Origin of the sequence: Paraglaciecola psychrophila 170 (genome assembly GCF_000347635.1) — a bacterium.
In the GTDB taxonomy this organism is placed as follows: Bacteria; Pseudomonadota; Gammaproteobacteria; order Enterobacterales; family Alteromonadaceae; genus Paraglaciecola; species Paraglaciecola psychrophila.
Genome location: NC_020514.1, coordinates 1,778,692 through 1,802,954, shown reverse-complemented (window position 1 = coordinate 1,802,954; position 24,263 = coordinate 1,778,692). Strand labels below are relative to the sequence as shown.

The 24,263-nt window shown below is 40.8% G+C and carries 17 protein-coding genes and 1 pseudogene; 15 read left to right on the top strand and 3 right to left on the bottom strand.

Annotated features, from left to right (window positions below; translation table 11 throughout):
* Positions 1-101: 101 nt before the first annotated feature.
* Together C427_RS07795 and C427_RS26300 are read left to right on the top strand one after the other, a co-directional pair.
* Positions 102-4,724, top strand: a complete 4,623-nt coding sequence (locus C427_RS07795; protein ID WP_007636091.1) for an EAL domain-containing protein — start codon at positions 102-104, stop codon at positions 4,722-4,724.
* A 392-nt stretch (positions 4,725-5,116) separates the two neighbouring features.
* Positions 5,117-5,275 carry a hypothetical protein gene (locus C427_RS26300; protein ID WP_007636089.1) on the top strand — a complete coding sequence of 53 codons (159 nt, stop codon included), beginning with the start codon at positions 5,117-5,119 and terminating at the stop codon, positions 5,273-5,275.
* 540 nt (positions 5,276-5,815) lie between these two features.
* Here the strand turns inward: C427_RS26300 and fadJ are convergent.
* Together fadJ and fadI are read right to left on the bottom strand one after the other, a co-directional pair.
* On the bottom strand, positions 5,816-7,972 hold the full coding sequence (gene fadJ / locus C427_RS07790; protein ID WP_034898824.1) for a fatty acid oxidation complex subunit alpha FadJ: 2,157 nt from the start codon (positions 7,970-7,972) through the stop codon (positions 5,816-5,818).
* Between the two features lie 37 nt (positions 7,973-8,009).
* Positions 8,010-9,320, bottom strand: coding sequence for an acetyl-CoA C-acyltransferase FadI (fadI, locus tag C427_RS07785; RefSeq protein ID WP_007636084.1), 1,311 nt, complete (start codon positions 9,318-9,320; stop codon positions 8,010-8,012).
* Between the two features lie 422 nt (positions 9,321-9,742).
* On the opposite strand from fadI, the gene C427_RS07780 reads away from it, so the two are divergent.
* The 8 genes from C427_RS07780 (at position 9,743) to C427_RS07745 (ending at position 18,238) form a co-directional block, all read left to right on the top strand.
* Positions 9,743-10,699 carry an AAA family ATPase gene (locus C427_RS07780; protein ID WP_007636080.1) on the top strand — a complete coding sequence of 319 codons (957 nt, stop codon included), beginning with the start codon at positions 9,743-9,745 and terminating at the stop codon, positions 10,697-10,699.
* A gap of 23 nt (positions 10,700-10,722) precedes the next feature.
* Complete coding sequence (locus C427_RS07775; RefSeq protein WP_007636078.1) at positions 10,723-11,688, top strand: DUF58 domain-containing protein; 966 nt, start codon at positions 10,723-10,725, stop codon at positions 11,686-11,688.
* The gene (locus C427_RS23995; protein ID WP_015430643.1) at positions 11,685-12,092 is read left to right on the top strand and encodes a DUF4381 domain-containing protein; all 408 of its coding nucleotides are present in this window, start codon (positions 11,685-11,687) and stop codon (positions 12,090-12,092) included. Before C427_RS07775 ends, C427_RS23995 begins: the two co-directional genes overlap by 4 nt.
* An 89-nt stretch (positions 12,093-12,181) precedes the next feature.
* The gene (locus C427_RS07765; protein WP_007636075.1) at positions 12,182-13,249 is read left to right on the top strand and encodes a vWA domain-containing protein; all 1,068 of its coding nucleotides are present in this window, start codon (positions 12,182-12,184) and stop codon (positions 13,247-13,249) included.
* Positions 13,246-15,123 (top strand): vWA domain-containing protein, encoded by a 1,878-nt coding sequence (locus C427_RS07760; RefSeq protein ID WP_015430642.1) that lies wholly within the window; start codon positions 13,246-13,248, stop codon positions 15,121-15,123. Before C427_RS07765 ends, C427_RS07760 begins: the two co-directional genes overlap by 4 nt.
* Before the next feature lie 8 nt (positions 15,124-15,131).
* Positions 15,132-16,844 (top strand): BatD family protein, encoded by a 1,713-nt coding sequence (locus C427_RS07755; protein ID WP_226991127.1) that lies wholly within the window; start codon positions 15,132-15,134, stop codon positions 16,842-16,844.
* A 136-nt stretch (positions 16,845-16,980) separates the two neighbouring features.
* On the top strand, positions 16,981-17,538 hold the full coding sequence (locus tag C427_RS07750; protein WP_007637610.1) for a sigma-70 family RNA polymerase sigma factor: 558 nt from the start codon (positions 16,981-16,983) through the stop codon (positions 17,536-17,538).
* A complete protein-coding gene (locus tag C427_RS07745) occupies positions 17,531-18,238 on the top strand; it encodes a DUF3379 domain-containing protein (protein ID WP_007637608.1) in 708 nt (235 codons plus the stop codon). The genes C427_RS07750 and C427_RS07745 overlap by 8 nt, the downstream gene beginning before the upstream one ends.
* 82 nt (positions 18,239-18,320) lie before the next feature.
* Here the strand turns inward: C427_RS07745 and C427_RS07740 are convergent, their stop codons facing one another.
* Positions 18,321-18,758, bottom strand: coding sequence for a GNAT family N-acetyltransferase (locus tag C427_RS07740; protein ID WP_007637607.1), 438 nt, complete (start codon positions 18,756-18,758; stop codon positions 18,321-18,323).
* A 100-nt stretch (positions 18,759-18,858) separates the two neighbouring features.
* Here C427_RS07740 and putP point away from each other — a divergent pair.
* The 5 genes and pseudogenes from putP (at position 18,859) to cysN (ending at position 24,235) form a co-directional block, all read left to right on the top strand.
* A pseudogene (gene putP / locus C427_RS07735) lies at positions 18,859-20,372 on the top strand (sodium/proline symporter PutP).
* Between the two features lie 155 nt (positions 20,373-20,527).
* Positions 20,528-21,442, top strand: a complete 915-nt coding sequence (cysD, locus tag C427_RS07730; RefSeq protein ID WP_007637606.1) for a sulfate adenylyltransferase subunit CysD — start codon at positions 20,528-20,530, stop codon at positions 21,440-21,442.
* Complete coding sequence (gene cysC, locus C427_RS07725) at positions 21,442-22,038, top strand: adenylyl-sulfate kinase (RefSeq protein WP_007637605.1); 597 nt, start codon at positions 21,442-21,444, stop codon at positions 22,036-22,038. Before cysD ends, cysC begins: the two co-directional genes overlap by 1 nt.
* Entirely contained in the window at positions 22,038-22,826 is a 789-nt protein-coding gene (cysQ, locus tag C427_RS07720) for a 3'(2'),5'-bisphosphate nucleotidase CysQ (protein ID WP_007637604.1), read from the top strand. Before cysC ends, cysQ begins: the two co-directional genes overlap by 1 nt.
* A 2-nt stretch (positions 22,827-22,828) precedes the next feature.
* Positions 22,829-24,235: a sulfate adenylyltransferase subunit CysN gene (gene cysN / locus C427_RS07715; protein ID WP_007637602.1), complete on the top strand. Its 1,407-nt coding sequence runs from the start codon at positions 22,829-22,831 to the stop codon at positions 24,233-24,235.
* The last annotated feature ends 28 nt before the right edge of the window (positions 24,236-24,263 follow it).

The following is a 24,263-nucleotide window of genomic DNA, read 5'->3' as shown; positions in this document are numbered from 1 at the left end:
TAGCAGGCCTATAAATTAGGCATATTTAAAGCTCTGAGATATGGAAATTCCAACGATTAAATCTAAATATAATAAGGTAGACCACTACCATTGGGTGAGAATTGCATATTTTTTATTTATCAACATTCCGCAGTTTTTTATTGTCTATGTTACTGGGGCTTTTTTTGGTCCCTTATTCCCATGCAGCAAACAATGTATTTGTTAAGTATTCTAAATCTGAAGGCTTAGTACAAAACACCGTAACCAATAGCCTAGAAGATGCTGACGGGTTTATGTGGTTTTCTACTTTTGAAGGCTTGAGCCGTTTTGATGGTTATGACTTCAAAAATTATAGACACTCTAGAAAAGATCCCCATTCATTGCCAGACAACTTCACTAAAAAACTACTCTTGGACTCCAATCAAAATCTATGGGTTGCCACCAAAAATGGACTGGCTAAATACAATCCATTAAAAGATAATTTTACAAATTATAATAAAGATAATAGTGAGTTAAAGAACAATGAAATCTTTACTATTGCCCTTAATCAAGATGGAAAATTATTAGTTTCCACTGCTGAAAATCTTTATCTTTATGATGGTCTAGCTGATTCGTTTTTGCCTTTCACAGTAAATGGTGAAAGCCTGCCTGCAGACATTAAAGTAATCTTTAGTGAGCAAGATAAAACATGGTTGGGCACTTTAGCGAACGGTATTTTTATTCTTGAACATTCCTCGAATACATTATTTAGTTTGAAAAAAGCGAATCCATGGAATCTTAATATAAATGCTAACTACTTAATGGACTTTAAAAAAATTGAAGATAACTATTGGCTTGGGACTGACATTGGGGCTTATATTGTTGATGCTAAGCTTACTTCCATTCAGCTTTTAAATACTCAAAGCACCCCATCCATCATTGGTAACGTAATAAGAAGTATACTACAAAATCAAAATGGTAATATTTGGCTTGGTACCGAAACAGGGATCAACATTTTAAACTCTAAAAATGAACTTTTAATCGCATATGATGCCCAGAACAGTATGAATTTTGGGTTAGAAAGCTCCTATATTTTAAGTCTATATAAAGATTCAAATGATTCAATTTGGCTAGGCACCTTTGCAGGGGGATTATATAGATATAACGCTGATGGCTCAGAAATAAAGCTTTTTAACGAAGAGCGTACTAAAATTCCTGACGTGTCTCAAATTTCTGAACTGTCACTGTCTGGAAGGTCTGGACAGTCTGGACAGTCTGGACTGCCTGGAAACATAATTTGGGGAATATCTGAAGATACTAAGGGCAAAATATGGATAGGCACTCAATCCAACGGACTAAGCCAACTTAACCCTAAGAACTATGTTTTTCGAACATTTTTGAGCGAATTTGAACACAGTATATGGGCTGTAAAAGTTGATGAATTAGATCAAATTTGGATTGCCAGCTCTGGTGGACTTTTTATTTATAAACAATCAAGCGAAACGGAATTAACCTTAGTTAAAATTCTTTTCCCTGAAATAAATATTGATAAGTTAAACTATTTTTTTGGCCGTATGTGGCTGCGAACTGAAAATGGCATAGTTAATTGGATTGATCCAATTAACTTACAAATCAATGAGATTGATTTAGCCGGCAGTAAAATAAATTACATTGAACCCCTTTATGTGGACCTCGATAAAAATCTTTGGCTCAATACCAATTTAGGCATGGTGTTATATAACCTTGACAGTACAATGGTTAAGCAACTAATCATAGAACTGGAGACATCTGTTAGGGGCTTTAATTCTGTAATAGAAGTCGATAATGGCTTTTGGTTGTCATCTCTAACTCAAGGCATCATTAAACTTGAAAAATCATCCTACAGTGTAGCCAAAAGACTAAGTAACGAAAATGGCTTAGCAAGCAATCAGATCCTCAAGTCCATTAAAATTAAAGATAGTATTTGGATATCACACGTATATGGTGGAATAGATGAAATCTCACTTGAAACAGGTGAGGTCTTACAAAACATTGCTTCTTCAAGGCTGGGATTCAACGAGTTAAACGAAGATTCGGGGTTACTTTCTACAGAAGGTAAGATATTTTTTGGCGGTACTGATGGTTTGTTAATGTTCGATCCAGACAAACTATCTATTGCAGTCATGCTAAGCCTATCGAATTTGTCGGCAGAAAAATTGTCTATTGAACTTAAAAAACAGAAACTAAATGACAACCAAGTCAAAAAAAGTAAAGCGGCTACTATTACCCAACTACGCTTATTTAACCTACCGATCTCTGTTCACTCAGATAATTCACCACTTGTAAAACCGATCAATTTATCAAATAGTATCGATTTGCCAAATGAATCGTCGATGTTAAGCATTAAGTTTGCACAACTGAACCCAGTTAACCCAGAGGCAGTTAAATATCGCTACAAGATGCTAGGATTGTCAGAACAATGGATAGAGACTGATATCGAATCGTTGCGACGTGCTCAGTTTTCATACTTAGAATTTGGCAGTTATGAATTTGTTGTACAGAGTAAAGATCCATTAGCGCCTTGGTCCGAGCCAAAATCGCTGCAAATCAACATCGCTCCACCATTCTGGCTAGAACAAAACGCCATAATTTTATATGCAATACTGAGCGTTCTGATTTTACTTTATTGGTTTAAACAAGTTCGCTCAAGAAATGCAATACGCCGCTCCATACTTGAAAATGAAGAGCGATTAAAGCTGACGCTTTGGAGCAGTGGTGACGAACTCTGGGATTGGGATATTTATCAGGGACAAGTGTTTCGTTCTAACACTTGGGGTACCTTAGACTTCCCCCAAGATGATATTAGAGTCAACAGCTCTTACGAAGCCAATATCCATCCTAACGATATTCAACGTGTACAACAGTCTTTAAATGAACATCTCAGCGAAAAAACGGAACATTACGAAATCACTTATCGCGCTAAAACATACAAAGGTGACTGGTTGTGGGTGCTTGACCGAGGCAAGGTAGTAGCCCGAGACAGCAATCATCAACCACAAAGGATGACTGGCACATTAAAAAATATCAGCCATTTAAAAGAGGCTGAGGAGCAGCTTAAATTATTTAAGCGTTCTATCGAAACCATATCAGATGGTGTATTTATCACCGACACCTCGTTCAAATTTATTTCAGTGAATAATTCCTATTGTAAATACACGGGCGAAACCCGTGAACAAGCCTTAGCCAGTTATTTAACCTTTCACCAGTATCCCGGCGCTTTCACCGAAGAAGTCAAAAAATCATTGCAGCAAAAAGGCAATTGGTCTGGTGAAGTAGAGTCTCGCCGTGGAGCCGGCGAAAAATATGAGATGGATTTAAATGTTGATGCTATCACTGATGAGGATGGCAAAATCAGTCATTATGTGGGGGTTTTCTCAGACATCACTTCTCGTAAAGTCACAGAAAAAGAGCTGCTCAAATTATCAAATACCGACCCCTTAACCGATTTACCTAACCGGTCATTCTTTCAAGCGAGCCATAGCAACATTGTGCGCAGGGATACTCAACATGCATTGATATGTATGGACATGGACAATTTCAAAAAAATCAACGACTCGTTGGGCCACCAAACAGGCGATGTACTGATTAAACAAATCGCTAAGCGACTCCAAAAAATGGCCGGAACGAAAGCCACGTGTTACCGATTAGGTGGTGATGAGTTCAGTATATTGATTGATAATTCCACAGACATTCACCATATCACTCACTTTGCGCAAACCATATTAGATAATATGGCAAGACCTTTTATTATTAACAAACAGGAATTTGTACTGGGCGCCAGTTTAGGTATTGCCTTCTATCCGGAAGACGGCAGAAACCCACAAGAACTCCTAAAAAATGCAGACACAGCCATGTATTTTGCTAAAAATGCAGGGGGCAATAAGTACCAATTCTTCAGCGGTGAGATGAACCAAAATGCAGTGCGCCAATTACAAATAGAAAATCTCATAAGGCATGGCTTAAAAGAAGATTTATTTACGGTTTTTTATCAACCTAAAGTCGACATCGCCAGTGGTAAATTAGTTAGCATGGAAGCCCTAGTACGTTACGAACACCCTGAAAAAGGCTTAGTCAGCCCGGCTCAATTTATCCCCTTAGCCGAGCAGACTGGACAAATCATTGAAATTGGTGAAGTAGTTCTCAGAAAGGCTTGTGAAGACACGAAACGCTGGGTTGATGCAGGTCTGTTTACTGGACGTGTTGCCGTGAATATTGCAGCCAGGCAATTTGAAATCCCAGATTTAGATGAACGTATTATGAGTATTTTACAAAAATCGGGCTTGTCTGCCCTACATTTAGAATGTGAAATAACCGAAGGCACCTTGATGCAAAGTCCTGAAAATGCCCTAAGAATGATGCAGCGCCTGCGTGAGCGTGGCATACACTTAGCATTGGATGACTTTGGCACAGGCTACTCATCACTTGCATATTTGAAACGTTTTCCGATCAACACCTTAAAAATTGATAAAGCCTTTATCGACGACATAGCCACTAGCGCCGAAGACCGACATATGGCACAAGCCATTATTACCATCGCCCATAATCTTGGCTTAAAAGTAGTGGCTGAAGGGGTGGAACATGAGAATCAACTATCAATCTTGCGACGTTATAAATGTGAAATGTTGCAGGGCTACCTTTACAGTAAACCTTTAAACGCTGTCAGATTTGAACGTTTACTCAAAGAAAATCATGAACTGCAAAAAGTCATTCAAAACTCCAGTATATAGATTTATTTTGACTCACCTCACATTAGAGAACAGCCTTTTATTCGTAATTAATATGATTCGTTTATTTTAAGTGTCAAATTATCGACACTTAAAAGGCATAATGTTGCAGGGAGGCCTGTGAAACAAACCATTAATTGCCGTCAATTTGCAGGTTGAATCTAAGAAAACCAAAAACACTAAATTAAAACCAAATTATTCATTTAATTCATTATTTGCTAACCCCGCCATATATTGCATGCAGGTTATTTAACCACTCGGAACGCCCACTTACCCTATACATTAGCGGTAAATATACTTTACCTATGAATCTTGGCACACTTCTCGCTTATAAGATTGTGACCGACAAAATAATGTCGGCAAAAAACGTCAATAAAATAACGAGGAAATGAACGATGTTAAAATCTTATGCAGTAGCACTAGTATTAGCCACCACTACTCCAGTAGCCCTTAAATCAGAGGAAACTGTACAAGCACCTGTCAAGAGTCAGGCTGCCACTACAACAACTGCAGATACGAGTAAAAACGGTGTGAAGAATGGCAAGAATTGGTAGATAGTAGTAGATAATATCAATTCATTATCTGGCAATAGGAAATGTTTGTGTTAAAGACAGCTGTCGGCCAATAATGACTAGCCATAGCTTTAGGATAAAGCATCTAATTCAGAAATGTGTAACTGAATTGACTTAAAAACCTAAAGAGAAGGATCTCTTTTGTTTATGCCCTGAATAAAGTGTTACCGAGTCTTCTTGCTCTGAGTAATTTTATTCTTTGTCTAGACCTGAATAACGGATATATAGTTGGACCAAATAACAAACCTGCCAAAGCCCACCTCCTAGCAGCTAGGCCTGTTTTAAAAGACTGCACATAATACATCAAACTAAAAAGCACCGAACTTATAAAAAACAATATCATCTTAGACATTCCCGCATTAAGTTAATACCATTTAAAACCATACAACTGGCCAACGAATTAATAAAACCAGATAATTTTAATACTCTGTTTTATCAAAATACAACGCATATAAAAAAGCCCAACCTTGGTATATGAAAGTTGGGCTGGGTATAACAGGGTTGCTGCTTAGATTGACTTTATTAGTAGAAAGAACGCCCTTCCTCTGCCATCTTTTTCAAGCTATCTGCTGGCGTAAATTTATTCCCAAGTAAGCCTTGGTAATGCTCTAACCTAGCAACTACATTCGCAATGCCTAGGGTATGCATATAACGGAAAGGCCCACCCAGGAAAGGTGGAAAACCGATACCAAATATAGCACCAATATCTCCATCACGTGCATTGCGCACCACGCCTTCATCCAAGCACATAGCAGCTTCATTCAACATCAACAATACACAACGTTCAGCTATTTGTTCATGACTCATTTTGCTTGCTGGCGTAATACCTAATAATGTATATATCGACGAGTCTACTTCTTTGCCAAGTTTCTTACCGGAGTAATCATAAAATCCACGTTTGTTTTTCTTACCTTTTCGATCATCCGCCAAAATCTTGTCGAATCCAGGATTAGATGCAAAACGGTCGCCAAACTGAGCCTCCAAAATAGGACCAATCTTAGCACCCACATCAATGCCTACTTCGTCTAACAATTTAACCGGCCCTACTGGAAAGCCAAACTTCACCAAAGATCTATCGATGTGAGCAATAGGCTCTCCACTGAGGAGCACTTCTGCAGCCTCGTTCATATAAGGTGCTAAAATACGGTTTACGTAAAAACCGGCACCGTCTTTCACAACGATCGGGGTTTTACCTTGCTTCTTGGCCAACTCAACAGTGGTTGAAATAGTTAGATCAGACGTTTTGTCGTGAGCAATCACCTCAGCTAGAGGCATTTTATCCACTGGAGAGAAGTAGTGCAGACCTATCACTTGTTCTGGTCTTTTGGCTTTCGCTGCAATTTGTGTAATTGGGATTGAAGACGTGTTGGAGGCGAAAATAGTATGCTCGGCACAGTTTGCTTCAATCTCTGCAACCATATTCTGTTTCAACGTTAAGTCTTCAAATACCGCTTCAATCACTACATCAGCATCACTAAAACCAGCGTAGTCAACAGAGCCTGTTAATAACGCCATTTGTTTTTGCATGTCTGATTTATGCATAAAACCGCGTTTTACTTTTTTATTCAGAATATCAAAGCTGTACTTAATGGCGTTGGCAATACCTTCAGAGCGAATATCTTTAATACGTGCTGGTAATCCCGCTTTAGTCGCGGTAACAAACGCAATGCCGCCGCCCATCAGTCCACCACCTAATACCCCCACTTTCTTTAATGATGCTGGTTTTACACCTTCAACACCGGTTTCTTTTTTCATGTCGGTGGTGGCAAAAAATAAGCTTCTAAGGGCAGCAGATTCAGGACTCATGACCAAGTGGCCAAAATGTTTGGCTTCAACTTCTAAGCCCTTTTTAAAACCTTTGCTCAATCCTGTTTCGATACAATCGATGATGAGCTCAGGTGAAGGGTAATTTCCTTGTGTTTTACTAGCGGTTTGTTTGCGCGCTTGCTTAAACATCAGATTTCGACCCACAGAGGTATTCTCTAAAAATCTACCCATTAGATCTAGCTTAGGACCATTGCGTTTAGGTTTAGGCTTTTTCGCCATTTCAATGGCCACATCTAGTAGGATAGATTGGGGTACCATGTGATCAACAATGCCGTAATTTTTAGCTTGCTTTGCTCGAATTGAAGCACCTGTCAGCATCATTTTCATAGCTTGTTGCACACTGATCAGTTTAGGTAAGCGTTGCGTGCCACCGCTGCCAGGCAATAGTCCTAACTGTACTTCAGGCAAACCCAACTGAGTTTTTGCATCGTCGCTACAGACACGATAATGACAGGCCAACGCTAGTTCTAAACCACCACCTAAAGCAGGGCCATGAATAGCAGCAACAAAAGTCACAGGCATATCTTCGATACGTTGAAACATATCTTGACCGCCTTTAGCGATGCTCGTTGCGTCTTCGGCAGTTTCACAGGCAGCTAACATACTGATATCGGCACCCGCCACAAAGGAATTGTCTTTACCGCTGATGACCACTACACCCTTAATGCTACTGTTTGCATTAATTTGCTGCAGCACGGATTCTATTTGTTCGGCGAACTCCACTTTGAGGGTATTCATACTTTCGCCGGGCACATCCATCGTTAAAATGGCGACGCCGTCTTCACGCACATCGAGAGTAAAGGCAGTTTTAATTTCACTTTCTAAATCTGTTGCTTGATTATCTGTTGTCATATTTTCCACGCTTTCCAAACTTTCCACATTCTTCTCCTTAATCCGTTTCAACTATCATAGCTGCAGCTAAACCACCTGCAGCACAAGCCGTAAGCAAACCAGCGCCACCGCCTCGGCGATTCAATTCATTTAACATTTGCGTAATCATACGCGTGCCAGTGGCGGCAAATGGATGTCCGTAGGCTAGAGAGCTGCCCATGACATTAAATTTATTCATATCAATTTCACCCGTCGCTTTACTACGGCCTAGCTTTTCTTGAGCGAATTTATCGCTAGCGAACATTTTTATGTTGGCTAAGGTTTGCGCTGCGAATGCCTCATGCATTTCAATCAATGTAAGGTCATTAAGGGTCATGCCAGCTCTATCTAGTGCCATAGGTGTGGCATAAGAAGGTCCCATTAACATGTCTTGACGCACATCGATAGCTGCCCAAGCGTAACTTTTAATATATCCGAGCGGGGTATAGCCTAATTCTTTAGCACGACTTTCTGTCATCATCAATATCGCAGAGCCACCATCGGTAAGAGGTGTCGCATTGGCCGCGGTTACTGTGCCATGCTTTTTATCAAACACAGGGCGCAGTTTGGTATAACCTTCAATCTTAGAATCAAAACGAATATTATTATCTTTTTCTAATGCACCTTTAAAAGGTTCTGCATAAGCGGTCATGACTTCATTGGCTAACTTACCCTCGTTCCAGCTTTTTGCAGCTAGGGTATGCGAGCGATGAGCCAAAGCATCTTGATCTTGACGACTAATATTATGAGACTTAGCCATTTGTTCGGCTGTTTGTCCCATAGATAAACCTGTGGAGTATTCGGCTACTGCTGGCGGTACAGGCATTAAGTCTTTAAGGCCTAATTTTTTAAGCACTTGCCATTTTTGCCCAACGGTTTTAGTTTTTGTTAAATCTGTTAAGGCTCTGGCTAATTTTTTGGAAACGCCTATCGGTGAGACAGATGTTGAATCAGCCCCCCCTGCCACACCAACACTGATATTACCGGCCATCATCGACTCAGCAATATTCACGGTAGATTGAAAACTGGTAGCACAGGCTCTAGATACACTATAGGCATCGGTGTGAACATTCATGCCAGTACCTAATACTATCTCACGGGCAATATTGGGTGCTTCGGGCATTTGCACAACTTGGCCATAGACCAATTGCTCAATAATCATAGGGTCAACGTTATTACGCACTAACATTTCGTTGACCACCATTTTGCCTAAATCAACAGCTGGCACGCCATGAAAGTAAGTGGCCATTTTGGCAAACGGCGTTCTTAGGCCGGCAACAATAGCGATCCTATCGCCTTCTCTTGTTTTGACTATCTGCTTAGCTATCATATTATGCCCTTATAAATATTCAAACCCAGTGGTCTGACCTGTAAATTTAATTGATTGTACCTAGTTACGATTATGAGTTCAAGGCACCCCTCAATCCTGTGTTTAATGCAACTAAAGATTCTGTGTATTTAGTGTCGAAATCAGCGCGCCTTAAAGGTTAGATGGCATATTTAGATTTCCCAAATTTACTTATTACATTGTAAACAATTGAGCGCTCAGTGTTGGCAAAAATATTAATATATCCCGAGACAACATTTATTAAAGCTTTGTAACATTGTTTTTCCATAGGGGAACCTTATATCGGGTAACATAGTCAGTATTCTGGTTGTGGTACTTTGTTCTTTACATAGCCCACTCCAATATTGATTCGACTTAATTTAAAAGTTTGAACATTCGTAAATTAGAAGGAAGAAATTACCACTATGGCAGCCGCACAATTTAAACAGTTACAAGCATATCTAGACAGTCAAGTGGTGGGTCAACAAACACTGACGCAAAATATTTTAGTGGCGCTTTTAGCGGATGGACACCTGTTGGTGGAAGGCCCTCCTGGTTTAGCAAAAACGCGTGCGGTTAATGCACTAGCCAATGGCTTAGAAGGCGATTTCCATCGTGTTCAGTTTACGCCTGACTTACTACCCGCCGATTTAACCGGAACAGACATTTATCGTCCAGAAAACGGTAGTTTCGTATTTCAAAAAGGGCCTCTTTTTCATAATTTAGTATTAGCCGATGAAATCAATCGTGCCCCTGCTAAGGTTCAGTCTGCTTTACTCGAAGCGATGGCAGAAAGACAAATCACCGTGGGCAATACGACTTATGCTCTGCCAGAACTATTTTTGGTAATGGCCACACAAAACCCTATTGAACAAGAAGGTACGTATCCATTACCTGAAGCCCAGCTCGACCGATTTTTAATGCATTTAGAAATTGATTATCCAGGCGCTGAAACTGAACTAGAGATATTGCGCTTAACCCGTAACGAAGCAATGCATGCAAAGGCGGTTAGCCCTCCTAGCTTAAGCCAATCCGATATTTTAAATGCTCGCCAGGACGTACTGAAAATTCACTTAGATGAGGCTTTAGAACAATACATCGTTCAGTTGATTATTGCCACACGCCAACCAGAGCGCTACGACGCTAACCTAGCAAATTGGATAGAATTTGGAGCCAGTCCTCGCGCCACTATCGCATTAGATAAATGTGCTCGTGCACATGCATGGCTAATGGGCAGAGATTTTGTTGGGCCTGACAACATACAAGCTGTGTTTCATAACGTGTTACGCCACAGGCTATTACTCAGTTATGAAGCAGAAGCAGAAGGGGTCAACAGTAATCAAGTGTTGGACAAAATTATGCAGCTAGTGCCTGTTCCTTAGACTTCTTAGGTTAAGGAAACAGTATGCAAGACATTTCAAAATGGTTAACTAAATGCCAAAGCGACGGAGTGAACCTGGGGATAAAAGAACTTATCCACTACCAAGGTAAAACGGCGTTATTAAACTTGTCACCACGTAAAACGGTGCAAGCTAAACTTGCTGGGGCTTATTTAGCAAAAACCAAAGGCCGTGGCATGGAGTTTGACGAAGCCCGCCATTATCAGGCTGGTGACGATATTCGGGCTATAGATTGGCGCGTGACCGCTCGTACCGGTAAAACTCATACTAAGCTGTACCGTGAAGAAAAAGAACGCCCAGTGTTTGTGCTCACTGACTTATCTTCAAGTATGCAGTTTGGCACACAATTTTTATTCAAGTCAGTGCAGGCGGCTCACTTAAGTGCCCTCATTGCATGGTCAGCCAGAAAGCGCGGTGATCGTATTGGTGGTTTGGTATTTAATCAACATCAGCACCTTGAATGTAAACCCTATACCCGTCAAAAAGCGGTGTTGTCATTATTAAACAGCATGATAAAAGTTCAACAAGGAGCGCAACAAGAGGCACAAACAAACAACCAAGAGCAGATTACGCTTGGAAATGCATGTGCGAGGTTGCGTAGGCTTGCTCACCCGGGAAGTTTAATTTTTATACTAAGCGACTTTAGCCAACTAGACGAACTGGCTAAACAACATATTGCTCAGCTAAGTAAACATTGTGAAGTGATTGCTTACCCTATTACCGATCCTTTTGAACATCAGTTGCCACATGTTAAAATGAGTCAAAGGGTAACGTTGAGTGATGGACACAATAGACAACAAATAGTGTTAGGCGAAAAAGACACAGAAATACAGTACAGCAACCAACATCAGGCTCGTTTTGATAATATTGAAAACACACTTAAACAATGTAAAGCACAGGTGATTCAAATTGACGCTGGCCACCCCCTAGAATTACAGCTTGATCGTTTTTCTGGGAGTAAAAACAGATGAATCCACTACAAAACTTAAAGGACATTCGCACACCTGCTTCAATAGAAATTTGGCCACCTGCCTATGGATGGTGGTTACTCGCATGCTTATTGTTAGTCGGTATTTGCATACTATCGATTTGGCTAGTTAAGATGCGAAAAGTAAGCTTGGCTAAACGCCAAGCTTTGAAAGCACTGCAACAGATAGATGCCTCACATCTAGACTCGGTACCACAACTTAATCAATTATTGAAACGTTTGGCAATGACCTATTTCCCCAACCAGAACGTGCAACAGATGCACGGTGCACAATGGACAATATTTTTAATCCAGACACTTCCTAGCAAAAAAGCTGAGGGTGTTTCTGAAACGTTTGAGTTGATGCAACAAGCGTTATATCAACCACACACCTCAGAAAAACCCTGAATTTTCAAGTTACTATAAATCTGTCGAAACATGGATTAAGTACGCCCTGCCCCCAAAGCAAAATATTTTTTCCCAATTGGAGCAAAACAATGCTTGAATTTGAATGGATATGGGCATTTTTTCTATTACCCTTGCCACTATTGGCATTATTACTACCAAGCAAAAAACAAGGTCAAGAAGCAGCATTGCGTGTGCCAAGTCTCACCACAGGCATAGAAGCAAAGAGTCAACGCAAAGGTACCAAAAAGCTGAGTCTATTATTGGCAACTTTGGCATGGGTTGCCCTCGTATCTGCTACAGCTAGACCACAGTGGTTAGGCGAGCCAGTGAGTATTCCAGCCGAAGGGCGAGACTTAATGATAGCGGTTGATTTATCTGGCAGTATGAAAATTGATGACATGCAGGTTAATGGTCGTCAAGTAGACCGACTTAAAATGATTAAGTTTGTACTCAGTGATTTTATCAAACGCAGAGTGGGCGACAGATTAGGTTTAATCTTGTTTGCTGATACCGCCTATTTGCAAGCACCGTTGACTTACGATAGAGAAACAGTAGAACAACTACTAAACGAATCCTTAATAGGTTTAGTCGGTGAGCAAACGGCCATTGGTGATGCCATTGGACTAGCGATTAAACGCTTTGAAGCACGGAAAGAGTCGAATAAAGTATTGGTGTTATTAACAGACGGTCAAAATACAGCGGGAAATATCACCCCTGAACAGGCAAATGAATTAGCCATCAACAATGGTGTGACTGTTTACACTATAGGTGTGGGTGCTGACAAAATGTTGGTTCAAAGCTTTTTTGGTAATAGGCAAGTTAATCCCTCGCAGGACTTGGATGAAGGTATGTTAACGGAAATTGCTACGTCAACTGGCGGGCGATATTTTAGGGCAAGGGATGCTGAGTCACTTAAACAAATCTATGCCACACTCGATGAACTTGAACCCATTGCCAGAGAAAGTAAACAAATGCGGCCTTTACAAGCCCTGTACTTTTACCCTCTAAGCTTAGCTTTATTGATCACAATTTTGATGGGGTTATTTCCTCTGATTAAACAGTTTTTGTTAAGTGGACGACGAAAAGAACATAAAGACGTGCAAAAAGAAGAGCAAAAAATAAAACCACAAGAAACGCGAAAGGAGGCAACAAAATGATTGAGTCTTTTTCTGCCTTAAATGCATTCCATTTTATCCGGCCTCATTGGTTATGGGCGATAATTCCACTGTTGATAATTGTCGCGCTAATACGCTATGTGCACAAACAACGGTCGGGATGGCAATCTGTACTTGCGAGTCACTTGTATCAACATTTGATCACCACAGCAGGTATCAAAAAAGTCCGCCCGCCTCTATTTTTATTGGGATTTTGCTGGGTGCTAGCCACTGTTGCACTAGCAGGTCCAACCTGGGAAAGATTACCGCAACCGGTTTATCAGCTAAATACAGGCAAAGTGGTATTGATTGACATGTCATTATCTATGCGCGCGACTGATGTGAAACCTGACCGACTCACTCGTGCCAAGTATAAAGCCATCGATTTAGTCAATGCGATAACCGAAGGAGAGACCGGTCTAGTGGCTTATGCTGGCGACGCGTTCACTATCAGTCCGTTAAGTTCAGATGCGCAAAATCTCACTACCTTGATCCCAAGTCTTACTCCAGAAATAATGCCCGTAGTCGGCAGTGATCCTGCTTTGGGTTTGCAGGCAGCTATAGAATTACTCACCAATGCAGGGTATCAGCAAGGTGAAATTTTTTGGATAACCGACGGTGTTGCCAATCAACAGATGAAAGAGATCAATGAAATATTCAATGACTCAATGTTCCGCTTATCTGTGCTTGCCGTGGGTACAGAAGAAGGTGCCCCGATTCAGCTAGTGAATGGTGAGTTATTAAAAGATAGTCGTGGCGCAATTGTAGTCCCAAAACTTACGGTTAATAATTTAAAGTCACTTAGTCGCAGTAGCGGTGGTCGCTATGCACCGATGCAATCTGACGATAGCGATATCAATTATTTAATTGAACAAAGTCTGATTGAACAAGACCCAACTAAAGATGAGGAAGCTAAACAAGAAAAGTTTGGCGATAAGTGGCAAGAGATTGGACCTTATTTGTTGTTACTTATATTGCCCTTTGCAGCATACAGCTTTAGACGCGGTATTGTGACGCTTGTATTGATTGGTGTATTAATGCCCGCGTATTCTCCACAGGCCCGAGCTGATTGGTGGCAGGATATGTGGAAAACACCTGATCAGCAGGCTATGCAAGCTTATAAGAAAAACCAGTATGAGCAAGCTGCCAACACGTTTAACGATAATTTATGGCAAGGCACTGCTCACTATAAAAATGCAGACTATCAAGCAGCCTTAGAGTCTTTTTCCCATGTTGAACCCACTGATAAAAACTATGCCGATGCCACATACAATGCAGGTAATGCATTGGCACAACTGGGTGAAATAGATCAAGCGATTGCCGCATATGACAAAGTGTTAGAACAACAACCACAACATGAAGAAGCGTTAGCAAATAAAACATTGCTGGAAAAGCTTAAAGAACAACAGAAACAACAGCAAGACCAGTCTGGTGAGCAGCCCGAAGATCAGGAAGATGGCCAGCAAGACGGTGAGAAACAAGACGAACAACAAGATGGACAAAAAAGCGATCAGCAACAAAAAGGTGAACAGTCTCAAGATCCTCAGCAAGGCGATAACTCAGAACAAAGTGAGTCTGAGTCACAAGAGTCTGAACAACAAAGTCAAGCAGAACAAGAAAAGCAAGAAGCAGAACAACAACAAGCCGACCAAGCTGAGGCTGAGAAACGAAAATCAGAGCAAGAGCAACAAGCTCAAGCCATGCAGCAAGGCGAAGAAGAGCTGACCGATGAGCAACGAGAGCAAATGCAACGTATGCAAAACCTGCTTAATCGGGTGCCAGACGATCCTGCATTTTTGTTAAAACGTAAAATGCAAATTGAGTCACAACAGCGAAAAAGAGAAAGATTGCCAACAAATATACAGGGGAACTGGTAGTAGTGAATATGTCTAAAATGCCCAAATTAATCGTTTACCTAGGATTATTTATCCTAACGAGTATGGCACATGCACAATCGATTGAAGTGAGTGCATCTGTTGATAAAAACCCGGTTATGGTGGATGAATCGTTTATTCTGTCTGTCATAGCTAATGGAGAGGTAGATAAAGGCGCATTTGATTCCTCATTCTTAATGAAGGACTTTGTTGTGGGTCGCACCTCTATCAGTTCGCAAACCAAAATGATTAATTTTGATACCACTAGAACCACCACTTGGTCAACGGTTCTCATCCCCAAAAACCAAGGCCGTTTCACTATACCCGCCTTTAACATTGATGGCTCCATGACAAGACAGTTAGAGGTCTTAGTGGTACCTGCCACGGCCAGTTCTGCATCAAGTGCTCGCGATCTGTTCATCACCACCAACGTCGATGTGAAAGAGGCTTATCTGCAGCAACAAATTCGCTACACGGTTAAATTGCATTTAGGTAAAGACTTGCAAAGAGGCAGTCTATCTGGTCCTACATTAGAAAATGCTGACATTAGGCAGATAGGTAAAGATAAGGAATATAACGAAGTAGTTGATGGCCGCCGTTACCGCATTATCGAGCGTTCCTTTGCCATTATTGCACAGCAAAGTGGTTCTTTTACCATCGAAGGACCTTTGTTTGAAGGTGAAGTAATTGATAACTCACGACAGAGCTTTGGTTTTTTTAACCGCAGCAAAGCAGTCAACAGAGTGGGGCCTAGTCAGAGTATTACTGTACTGCCTATCCCCAGTAATTATGATCAGCATTGGCTACCCAGTGAATTTGTGCAATTAGACGATGAATGGCAAGGCAATACTAGCGAGTTTGTGGCTGGTGAACCGATCACTCGTACGATTACATTAACCGCAATTGGAGTGGTCGAAGAGCAACTACCTGAAATTACCAGTCGATATCCAAACTCGGTAAAGACTTACCCAGATCAAGCAGAAACAACTACAGTTGAAAAAGATGATACGTTAATTGCTCAGCGCAAAGAAAGTATTGCGATTATACCCAGTCAAGCTGGCCAGCTGATTATTCCAGAAGTTAGGATCCCCTGGTTCAATACCATCACTCAAAAAACTGAATTCGCGGTGTTAGCAGAAAAAATATTACAAATATTGCCAGCCATAACACAACCTACTAGTGCTATTCCAACTAGCCCTGTTATTCAAACACCCCCTGAAATTAAGCCACAAACAGCGATGCCAAATGACTTAAACAATCAGAACATTAATATGCCTCAATACTGGATTTGGTTAACAGCCAGTTTATTAGTGTTATGGCTACTTACTTTAGTTTTTTGGTACAAACACGTTATGTCATTAAAAGCGAAGACTAAAAAACCAGCTTACTCACCTGCTAAAAACACGCAAAATGAACAGCTTTTATGGAAAAACCTTGAAAAAGCGTTAAATAAAAACGCCTCTCTTGAAACCCAAAAATACTTGGCACTTTGGCTTGGAAATTTCGTTCAAGACAAACAAGCACCTTTAGCTCAAAGTTTAAAAGTCATTAACAGTCAATCACTAAACCAGGAAGTTAATACCTTTTTAGCCTCACGGTATGCAAAAAATCAAAGCTCGTGGGAAAGTACAGCCTTACATCAAATATTGTGTGAAATTCGTAAAGACGGAAGTATTAACCAACATTCGAAACATGAATTGTCACCGCTGTACCCTATTTCTTAAAATCAGGTTGCCAACTTTGACTAGTTTTTGTTTATTTTATCCCTATTGAATACCAATCTTCGGTATCCATAGCGTTGCAGAATAACTTTGTTGGGTATGCAACAAAACACAAGCTAAAGCTATGGTGGAATTAAAAATGTTTTCGCGAAAGAAAAATAGTCAGGCCTCGGTCTTTAGTGACATGGCAAATAAACAAAAACGTTATGAAGTGTTAGTGCTAGCACTGCATACTGACATATTCCGTTATGCATGCTGGCTTGTGAAAAACAAAACAGTAGCAGAGGACATAGTACAGGAGACTTTTCTTCGTGCTTGGAAATCCTTAGATTCACTCAAAGATGAAAAAGCCGCGAAATCTTGGTTAATTACCATATTGCGCCGAGAAAATGCGAGGCGTTTTGAACGCAAACAATTTGACTTAGTAGATATAGACGATGTGTCGGTGATTGACGATCAGCTTAGTAATGAAGTTGAAATGGAACATAAAGAACTACGTGCCATTATGGCGTCGTTGAGTGAAGAGTACAGAGAACCACTGATGTTACAAATAGTATTTGGCTATAGCGGTGATGAAATTGCCCAACAGCTTAATTTAAACAAAAATACCGTTATGACGCGATTATTTAGAGCACGTAATCAAGTCAAAGAAGCATTAGACAAAGCGAATGATAATAGGGGGCTTAAAAATGGATGAATTAGAGTTTCGTCGTACCTTATATGCTGACCCCAATTGTACAGATGATGTGGTATTAGCTGCCATTGCAGACGACCCAAAAAAACAAGCGTTCTACAAGGAACTTAAGCAACTCGATAAAAAAATGCAGCACGCCAGCCAAGTGAAAGTGCCAGATGACTTGGTGCACAAATTGATTATGCGTCAAACGATGCAATCCCATAAGACGAATAAAGCACGGCACCGTATACAACTAGCTATGGCAGCGTCGGTTGCTTTTGTGGTGGGAGTGAGTTTTACCATGTGGCAACAGAACAATTTGTTGGACTTATCGAAACAAGCCATCGCACATGTACACTATGAAGGGGCTTATGCACTTGATGCCCAAGAAAATATATCGCTACAGCAGGTCAACGCTAAGTTAGCCCAGTTTGGTGGAGAGTTTTCAGCGGATATCGGGCGCGTTTATTACGCAAACTTTTGTGATTTCGAGAATGTTAGAAGTCTGCATATGGTGCTTGAAGGAGAAAATGGAAAAGTATCGGTGTTTGTTGTACCCCATGATGACAGTTATTTAGCAGAAGGTTCATCCCGTGATACAAGATACATTAGCCAAGCTATAGATTTGAAACGAGCAAGCATTATTGTAGTGGGTGAAGAAGGAGCTAATATCACTAAAATGAAACAACAACTGAACCAAAATATACGCTTCTCAGCCTAATCCTATATATAAAACAGCAATGCTCCTGAGTTCGCTTTATTTAAAGCTAAAGCAAAATATGCTTCCCAAAAGGAAGCATTTTTTATCCCTGATAATACATAGTGATATGCTCTATACCACCATCATCATAAGACTCACCTTGAGTTGTAAAACCCAGGGAACGGTAAAATGAGCACACTTCTAATTGCGAAGACAAAGCAATACGTGTTTTGCAAAAGTTAACATGGATGTCATTCAACATTATATTCATTAAGCGCTTACCCTGCCCTCTGCCCCTAACACTTTTATCCAGTACTACCCGTTCGATTTTGATCTCGTCAGTACCATCACATTGCCTGTACCTTGCATAGACCGTAAGCTTGCCTGACGAGTCAAAATCTAAAAAATGTATTGCCACCTGATCATAATCATCAAGATCGCTATAAATACTATTTTGTTCGACAATAAATACCTGCTGACGCAGTTTCGCCAAGGCATATAGTTCATCTTTACTTAGTTCTTCAAACGTTTTGCGATACATACAACCACTTGTTATTAGGAGCTAATTAGTCTTCCAGTGTCTGCTTATGATAACATAATTGTAACTAATACTTATTCCTCCCTCACTCAAAGGAAGCTTAATGGAACCTTACACATACGTATCTCTTGGCCTGTATTTTTTGGTCATGCTTGGCATTGGTTTATATTCGTTCAAGCAATCTAGTACTGACGTTGAAGGTTATATGTTGGGTGGTCGAAGTTTAAGCCCCAAAGTCACTGCGTTGTCCGCTGGCGCTTCAGACATGAGTGGCTGGATGTTAATGGGCTTGCCTGGCGCGATGTATGTGTCCGGTATTTCCAGTGCGTGGATTGCTGTAGGCCTAGTGATTGGAGCTTATCTAAATTATTTATGGGTTGCACCGCGACTCAGGGTATATACCGAGCTCGCAAAAAATGCTCTGACTATTCCTGATTATTTTGCAAACCGCTTCAACGATAATAGCCATAGTTTAAGGCTAATTTCCTCTGTTGTAATTGTGATTTTTTTCACCTTGTATACTTCATCTGGCGTTGTAGCCGGAGGTAAATTATTTGAGTCTTCATTTGGTTTAAGTTATGAAATGGGCTTGTATGTAACTGCCGGTGTTGTGGTTGCTTATACATTACTCGGCGGATTTATGGCCGTAAGTATTACCGATTTTGTGCAAGGCTGTATTATGTTTGTGTCGTTGGTATTAGTGCCGGTCGTAGTACTTTTTGATCTTGGAGGGTTCAGCGGTGCAGCATCGCAACTAGCTACATATGATGCTGATTTTTTGAATCTATTTCTCGATGCTTCCACAGGTCAAGCCATGTCAGTGGTCGGCATAATATCCCTGCTGTCTTGGGGCTTGGGCTATTTTGGTCAGCCACATATTATTGTGCGTTTTATGGCGATCCGCTCTGTAAAAGACATCAAAACAGCACGAAAAATAGGTATTAGTTGGATGGTAGTATCTATCGTGGGCTCACTGGCAAAGGCATACTCGGTCTTGCTTATGTGACTAAAACTCAGGGTGACATGCAAGATCCAGAGACTATATTTATTTATCTGTCACAAATACTGTTTCATCCATTAATAAGTGGTTTCTTATTGGGAGCGATCTTGGCTGCCATTATGAGTACTATTTCTTCACAATTATTGGTCACATCAAGCTCGTTAACCGGTGATTTCTATCAAGCATTTTTTCGTAAAGAAGCCAGCCAAAAAGAGCTGATCACCGCAGGCAGAGTCTCAGTTGCATTGGTTGCTTTGGTTTCTATTTACCTCGCTTATGATCGTGACAGCACTATATTAAACTTAGTCAGCAATGCTTGGGCGGGTTTTGGAGCGGCCTTTGGTCCAGTTGTATTAATCAGTCTATTCTGGAAAAGGATGACACGCTTATCTGCTATTTTAGGCATGCTATCTGGTGCGATTACCGTTTTAATCTGGATTTATGCACCGCTAACCATCAATGGAATGGCCTTAAGTGACTGGCTGTATGAGATAGTGCCTGGGTTTATTGTATGTAGTTTGACCATCATCACGTTCAGCTTGTTAGGTAAGCAAGATGATCAACTGGTCTCGGATACCTTCGATAAAGTGCAGCACACACTAGAACAACTAGATTGAACATTGAGACTATCACAGCTATTTATTTCTGACTTATCACCAGTTTAAATAGTGCTGTGATAGTACAAATAAGAATATAATTTAAAGTCGAATTTTGTTATTGTTCTATGCTTAGATTTATTTAATATAAACAACCAAATTTGTGTGAGAAATCCATGTCTAACTCAATCCCTACTGTGACCCATTTAAAGCAACTCGAAGCCGAAAGTATTCATATTTTCCGGGAAGTGGCGGCTGAATTCGACAATCCAGTGATGTTATATTCTGTGGGTAAAGATTCTTCAGTGTTATTACATCTAGCTCGAAAAGCCTTTGCTCCAGGCAAAATCCCCTTTCCTTTGCTGCATGTAGATACCACCTGGAAATTTCAAGAAATGATTGCATTTCGTGACGAAATAGCCAAAAAGCATGATCTCAACCTACTGGTACATATCAATCCGGAAGGCGTGAAGATGAATGTGGGTCCCTTCAGCCATGGTAGCTCTAAACATACCGATATAATGAAAACTCAAGGCTTGAAACAAGCATTGAATCACTATAAATTTGATGCTGCGTTTGGTGGCGCAAGACGCGATGAAGAGAAATCTCGGGCCAAAGAGCGTGTTTATTCATTTCGTGATGAAAACCACAGATGGGATCCTAAAAACCAACGTCCAGAATTATGGAACATTTATAACGCACAAATTAATAAAGGCGAAAGTATTCGGGTCTTCCCTATGTCCAACTGGACTGAACTAGATATATGGCAATATATCTACATGGAAAACATCGAAATTCCTTCATTATATTTGGCAAAACCTCGTCCAGTAGTTAAGCGCGACGGTGTGTACTTTATGGTTGACGATGATCGTATGCCAATGGAAGAAGGTGAGTCCCCTGAAATGCGTTCAGTACGTTTTAGGACTCTAGGGTGTTACCCCCTTACAGGTGCTGTTGAGTCTACTGCCGCAACCTTGCCAGAAGTGATTCAAGAGATGTTGCTTACCAAAACGTCTGAGCGTCAAGGGCGTGTGATTGACCATGATTCTTCAGGTTCAATGGAGAAGAAAAAAATGGAAGGATATTTTTAATGGTGACTAACATATTATGGCATCAGCATGATGTAGATAAGGCTCGCAGAGCACAAGCAAAAAAACAGAAACCTTGTGTCTTATGGCTAACAGGTTTAAGTGGTTCAGGTAAATCCACAGTGGCTAATTTATTAGAAAAAAAATTAGCTGAAAATGGCAAACATACCTATTTGCTAGATGGCGATAACGTGCGTCATGGCTTATGTGGGGATTTGACCTTCAGTGATAAAGACAGAGTCGAAAACATTAGACGTATTGGTGAAGTGTCTAAGCTTTTTGTGGATGCAGGCATCATAGTCCTGACCGCTTTTATATCGCCGTTCAGAACTGAAAGAGACTTTTGCCGTCGTTTATTAGCTGATGGTGAATTTGTCGAAATATTTGTTGATACGCCAATAGAAGAATGTGAAAAACGTGACCCCAAAGGCCTATACCAAAAAGCCCGACAAGGTGACATTAAAGACTTTACCGGTATCGATTCACCTTACGAAGCACCTGAGAACGCAGAAATAACCTTAGCGTTTTCTGGGCAAACCGCCGAACAATCAGCCGAACAACTTTTTGATTTACTTAAACAAAAAGGGATTGTGGCTTAATGTTAGAGCAACCACTTATTCAAAATATCATCGATATAAGTCACCTTGCCGGTGACAAAATCATGAATATCTATCAAAATGATTTTACCATCTATGAAAAATCAGATAAAAGCCCGTTAACTGAAGCTGATTTAGCCGCGCACAACTGCATTGTTGAAGGCTTAAGTAAAGTATCAGATTTTCCTATTCTGTCTGAAGAGTCTGCCGATATTTCTTGGCAAGAACGCAGCAGTTGGGACACCTATTGGTTAGTTGACCCACTTGATGGCACCAAAGAGTTCATTAAGAAAAACGGTGAATTCACGGTGAATATTGCACTAATTAAAGACGGTGTACCGATATTTGGTGTCGTTTATGCGCCGGTTTTGAAACAAACCTATGTCGGTGTTTTAGGCCAAGGTGCTTATAAAATAACCGCAGGTGTCAAAACCGAGATATCTCCCAAAGCGTGGACCAAAGGCGAAACCTGGAAGATAGTCGGTAGCCGTTCTCATCAAAGCCCAGAGATACAAGCCTTGTTAGACTCTTTAGAAGGTGAGACTGAGCTGGTCGCTATGGGCAGCTCCCTTAAGTTATGCCTTGTAGCAGAAGGTGCCGCGCATCTTTATCCGCGCTTAGGCCCTACCTGTGAATGGGATACTGGCGCTGCGCAAGCTGTTGTCGAAGCAGCTGGCGGTAAGGTCACCATAATTGAAGATGCAACTGATGCCCTAAAAACAGATGTTGAACCTCTTAGATACAATCAAAAAGATTCCGTTTTAAATCCTTATTTCTTGGTGAGTTGCTAATTATGAATAGCGAAAATACATTATTACAGTCCGATATATTGGGCTATCTAGACCAACATGAAAAGAAAGACATGCTGCGATTTTTAACTTGCGGCAGTGTTGATGATGGTAAAAGTACCTTAATTGGTCGTTTGTTACATGACTCCAAAATGATTTTTGAAGATCAACTTGCCGCTATCACCAAAGACAGTAAAAAAATGGGTACAACTGGTGACAAGGTTGATTTAGCCCTACTGGTTGATGGTTTGCAGTCTGAACGCGAGCAAGGCATTACCATCGATGTGGCATACCGCTATTACTCGACCGATAAACGTAAATTTATCATTGCAGACACCCCAGGGCATGAGCAGTACACCCGCAACATGGTGACAGGCGCCTCTAATTGTGATGTGGCAATTATCCTGATTGATGCCCGCGCAGGCGTGAAAACTCAAACCCGTCGCCACTCATTCTTAGTTTCTTTGTTAGGCATCAAACACGTTATTGTGGCCGTTAACAAAATGGACTTAAAAGACTACAGCGAAACAGTTTATGAAGAAATCAAAGCAGACTACCTGCAGTTCTCTAAACAGCTAGAGATCCCTGACATTCAGTTTATTCCTTTGTCGGCTTTAGATGGTGATAATGTGGTTAACGTCAGCGAAAACACACCATGGTACCAGGGTGAAACATTGATGACCATGTTAGAGCAAGTCGAAATTAATGACGATATCAATGCCGACGATTTTCGTTTCCCCGTGCAATACGTTAACCGTCCGAATCTAAACTTCAGGGGTTTTGCAGGTACAGTAGTGTCTGGTCAGATTAAGCCCGGCGACCGTATCACTGCCCTGCCCTCAGGTAAGCAATCTAGAGTGAAAGCGCTGGTTAATTTTGAAGGTGAGCAAGAAAGAGTCTATGCCCCTCTTACCACAACCATCACACTAGAAGACGAAATTGATATTTCTCGTGGCGATATGATAGTCAAAAGCGACAACCTGCCTCTTCACAGTAACACTTATAGAACAAATTTAGTGTGGATGGATGAAGAGCCGATGATGCCTAATAAGCAATATGGATTTAAGTTTGCGACCAAGTTTGTACCCGGTAGTGTCACCGAGGTGGAATATCAAATTGATGTAAACTCGATGGAACACAAGAATACAGTGCGTCTGGCGTTAAATGAAATTGCTGTGGGTAAAATCAAACTCACTCAGCCTGTTGCATGTGACCCTTATACCAAAAATCGATCTACGGGTGCTTTTATCATTATTGATAGAGTCACGAATGGAACAGTGGGTGCGGGTATGATCATCGACGTTGCAGAAGATATGAGTGCGGGTCAATTTTCTGAATTTGAATTAGAATTTAATGATTTAGTCAGAAAACATTTCCCTCATTGGAATGCGACCGATATCAGAAAATTGTAATCCTTAGTCATACTTAAAAAGAATAAGA

Coding starts and splice junctions, on each gene's coding strand:
- cysC (WP_007637605.1), top strand. CDS start 21,442: ATGGTGACTAACATATTATGGCATCAGCATGATGTAGATAAGGCTCGC.
- C427_RS26300 (WP_007636089.1), top strand. CDS start 5,117: ATGTTAAAATCTTATGCAGTAGCACTAGTATTAGCCACCACTACTCCA.
- fadJ (WP_034898824.1), bottom strand. CDS start 7,972: ATGACAACAGATAATCAAGCAACAGATTTAGAAAGTGAAATTAAAACT.
- C427_RS07775 (WP_007636078.1), top strand. CDS start 10,723: ATGCAAGACATTTCAAAATGGTTAACTAAATGCCAAAGCGACGGAGTG.
- C427_RS07765 (WP_007636075.1), top strand. CDS start 12,182: ATGCTTGAATTTGAATGGATATGGGCATTTTTTCTATTACCCTTGCCA.
- fadI (WP_007636084.1), bottom strand. CDS start 9,320: ATGATAGCTAAGCAGATAGTCAAAACAAGAGAAGGCGATAGGATCGCT.
- C427_RS07760 (WP_015430642.1), top strand. CDS start 13,246: ATGATTGAGTCTTTTTCTGCCTTAAATGCATTCCATTTTATCCGGCCT.
- C427_RS23995 (WP_015430643.1), top strand. CDS start 11,685: ATGAATCCACTACAAAACTTAAAGGACATTCGCACACCTGCTTCAATA.
- C427_RS07740 (WP_007637607.1), bottom strand. CDS start 18,758: ATGTATCGCAAAACGTTTGAAGAACTAAGTAAAGATGAACTATATGCC.
- C427_RS07780 (WP_007636080.1), top strand. CDS start 9,743: ATGGCAGCCGCACAATTTAAACAGTTACAAGCATATCTAGACAGTCAA.
- cysN (WP_007637602.1), top strand. CDS start 22,829: ATGAATAGCGAAAATACATTATTACAGTCCGATATATTGGGCTATCTA.
- C427_RS07755 (WP_226991127.1), top strand. CDS start 15,132: ATGTCTAAAATGCCCAAATTAATCGTTTACCTAGGATTATTTATCCTA.
- C427_RS07745 (WP_007637608.1), top strand. CDS start 17,531: ATGGATGAATTAGAGTTTCGTCGTACCTTATATGCTGACCCCAATTGT.
- C427_RS07750 (WP_007637610.1), top strand. CDS start 16,981: ATGTTTTCGCGAAAGAAAAATAGTCAGGCCTCGGTCTTTAGTGACATG.
- cysD (WP_007637606.1), top strand. CDS start 20,528: ATGTCTAACTCAATCCCTACTGTGACCCATTTAAAGCAACTCGAAGCC.
- cysQ (WP_007637604.1), top strand. CDS start 22,038: ATGTTAGAGCAACCACTTATTCAAAATATCATCGATATAAGTCACCTT.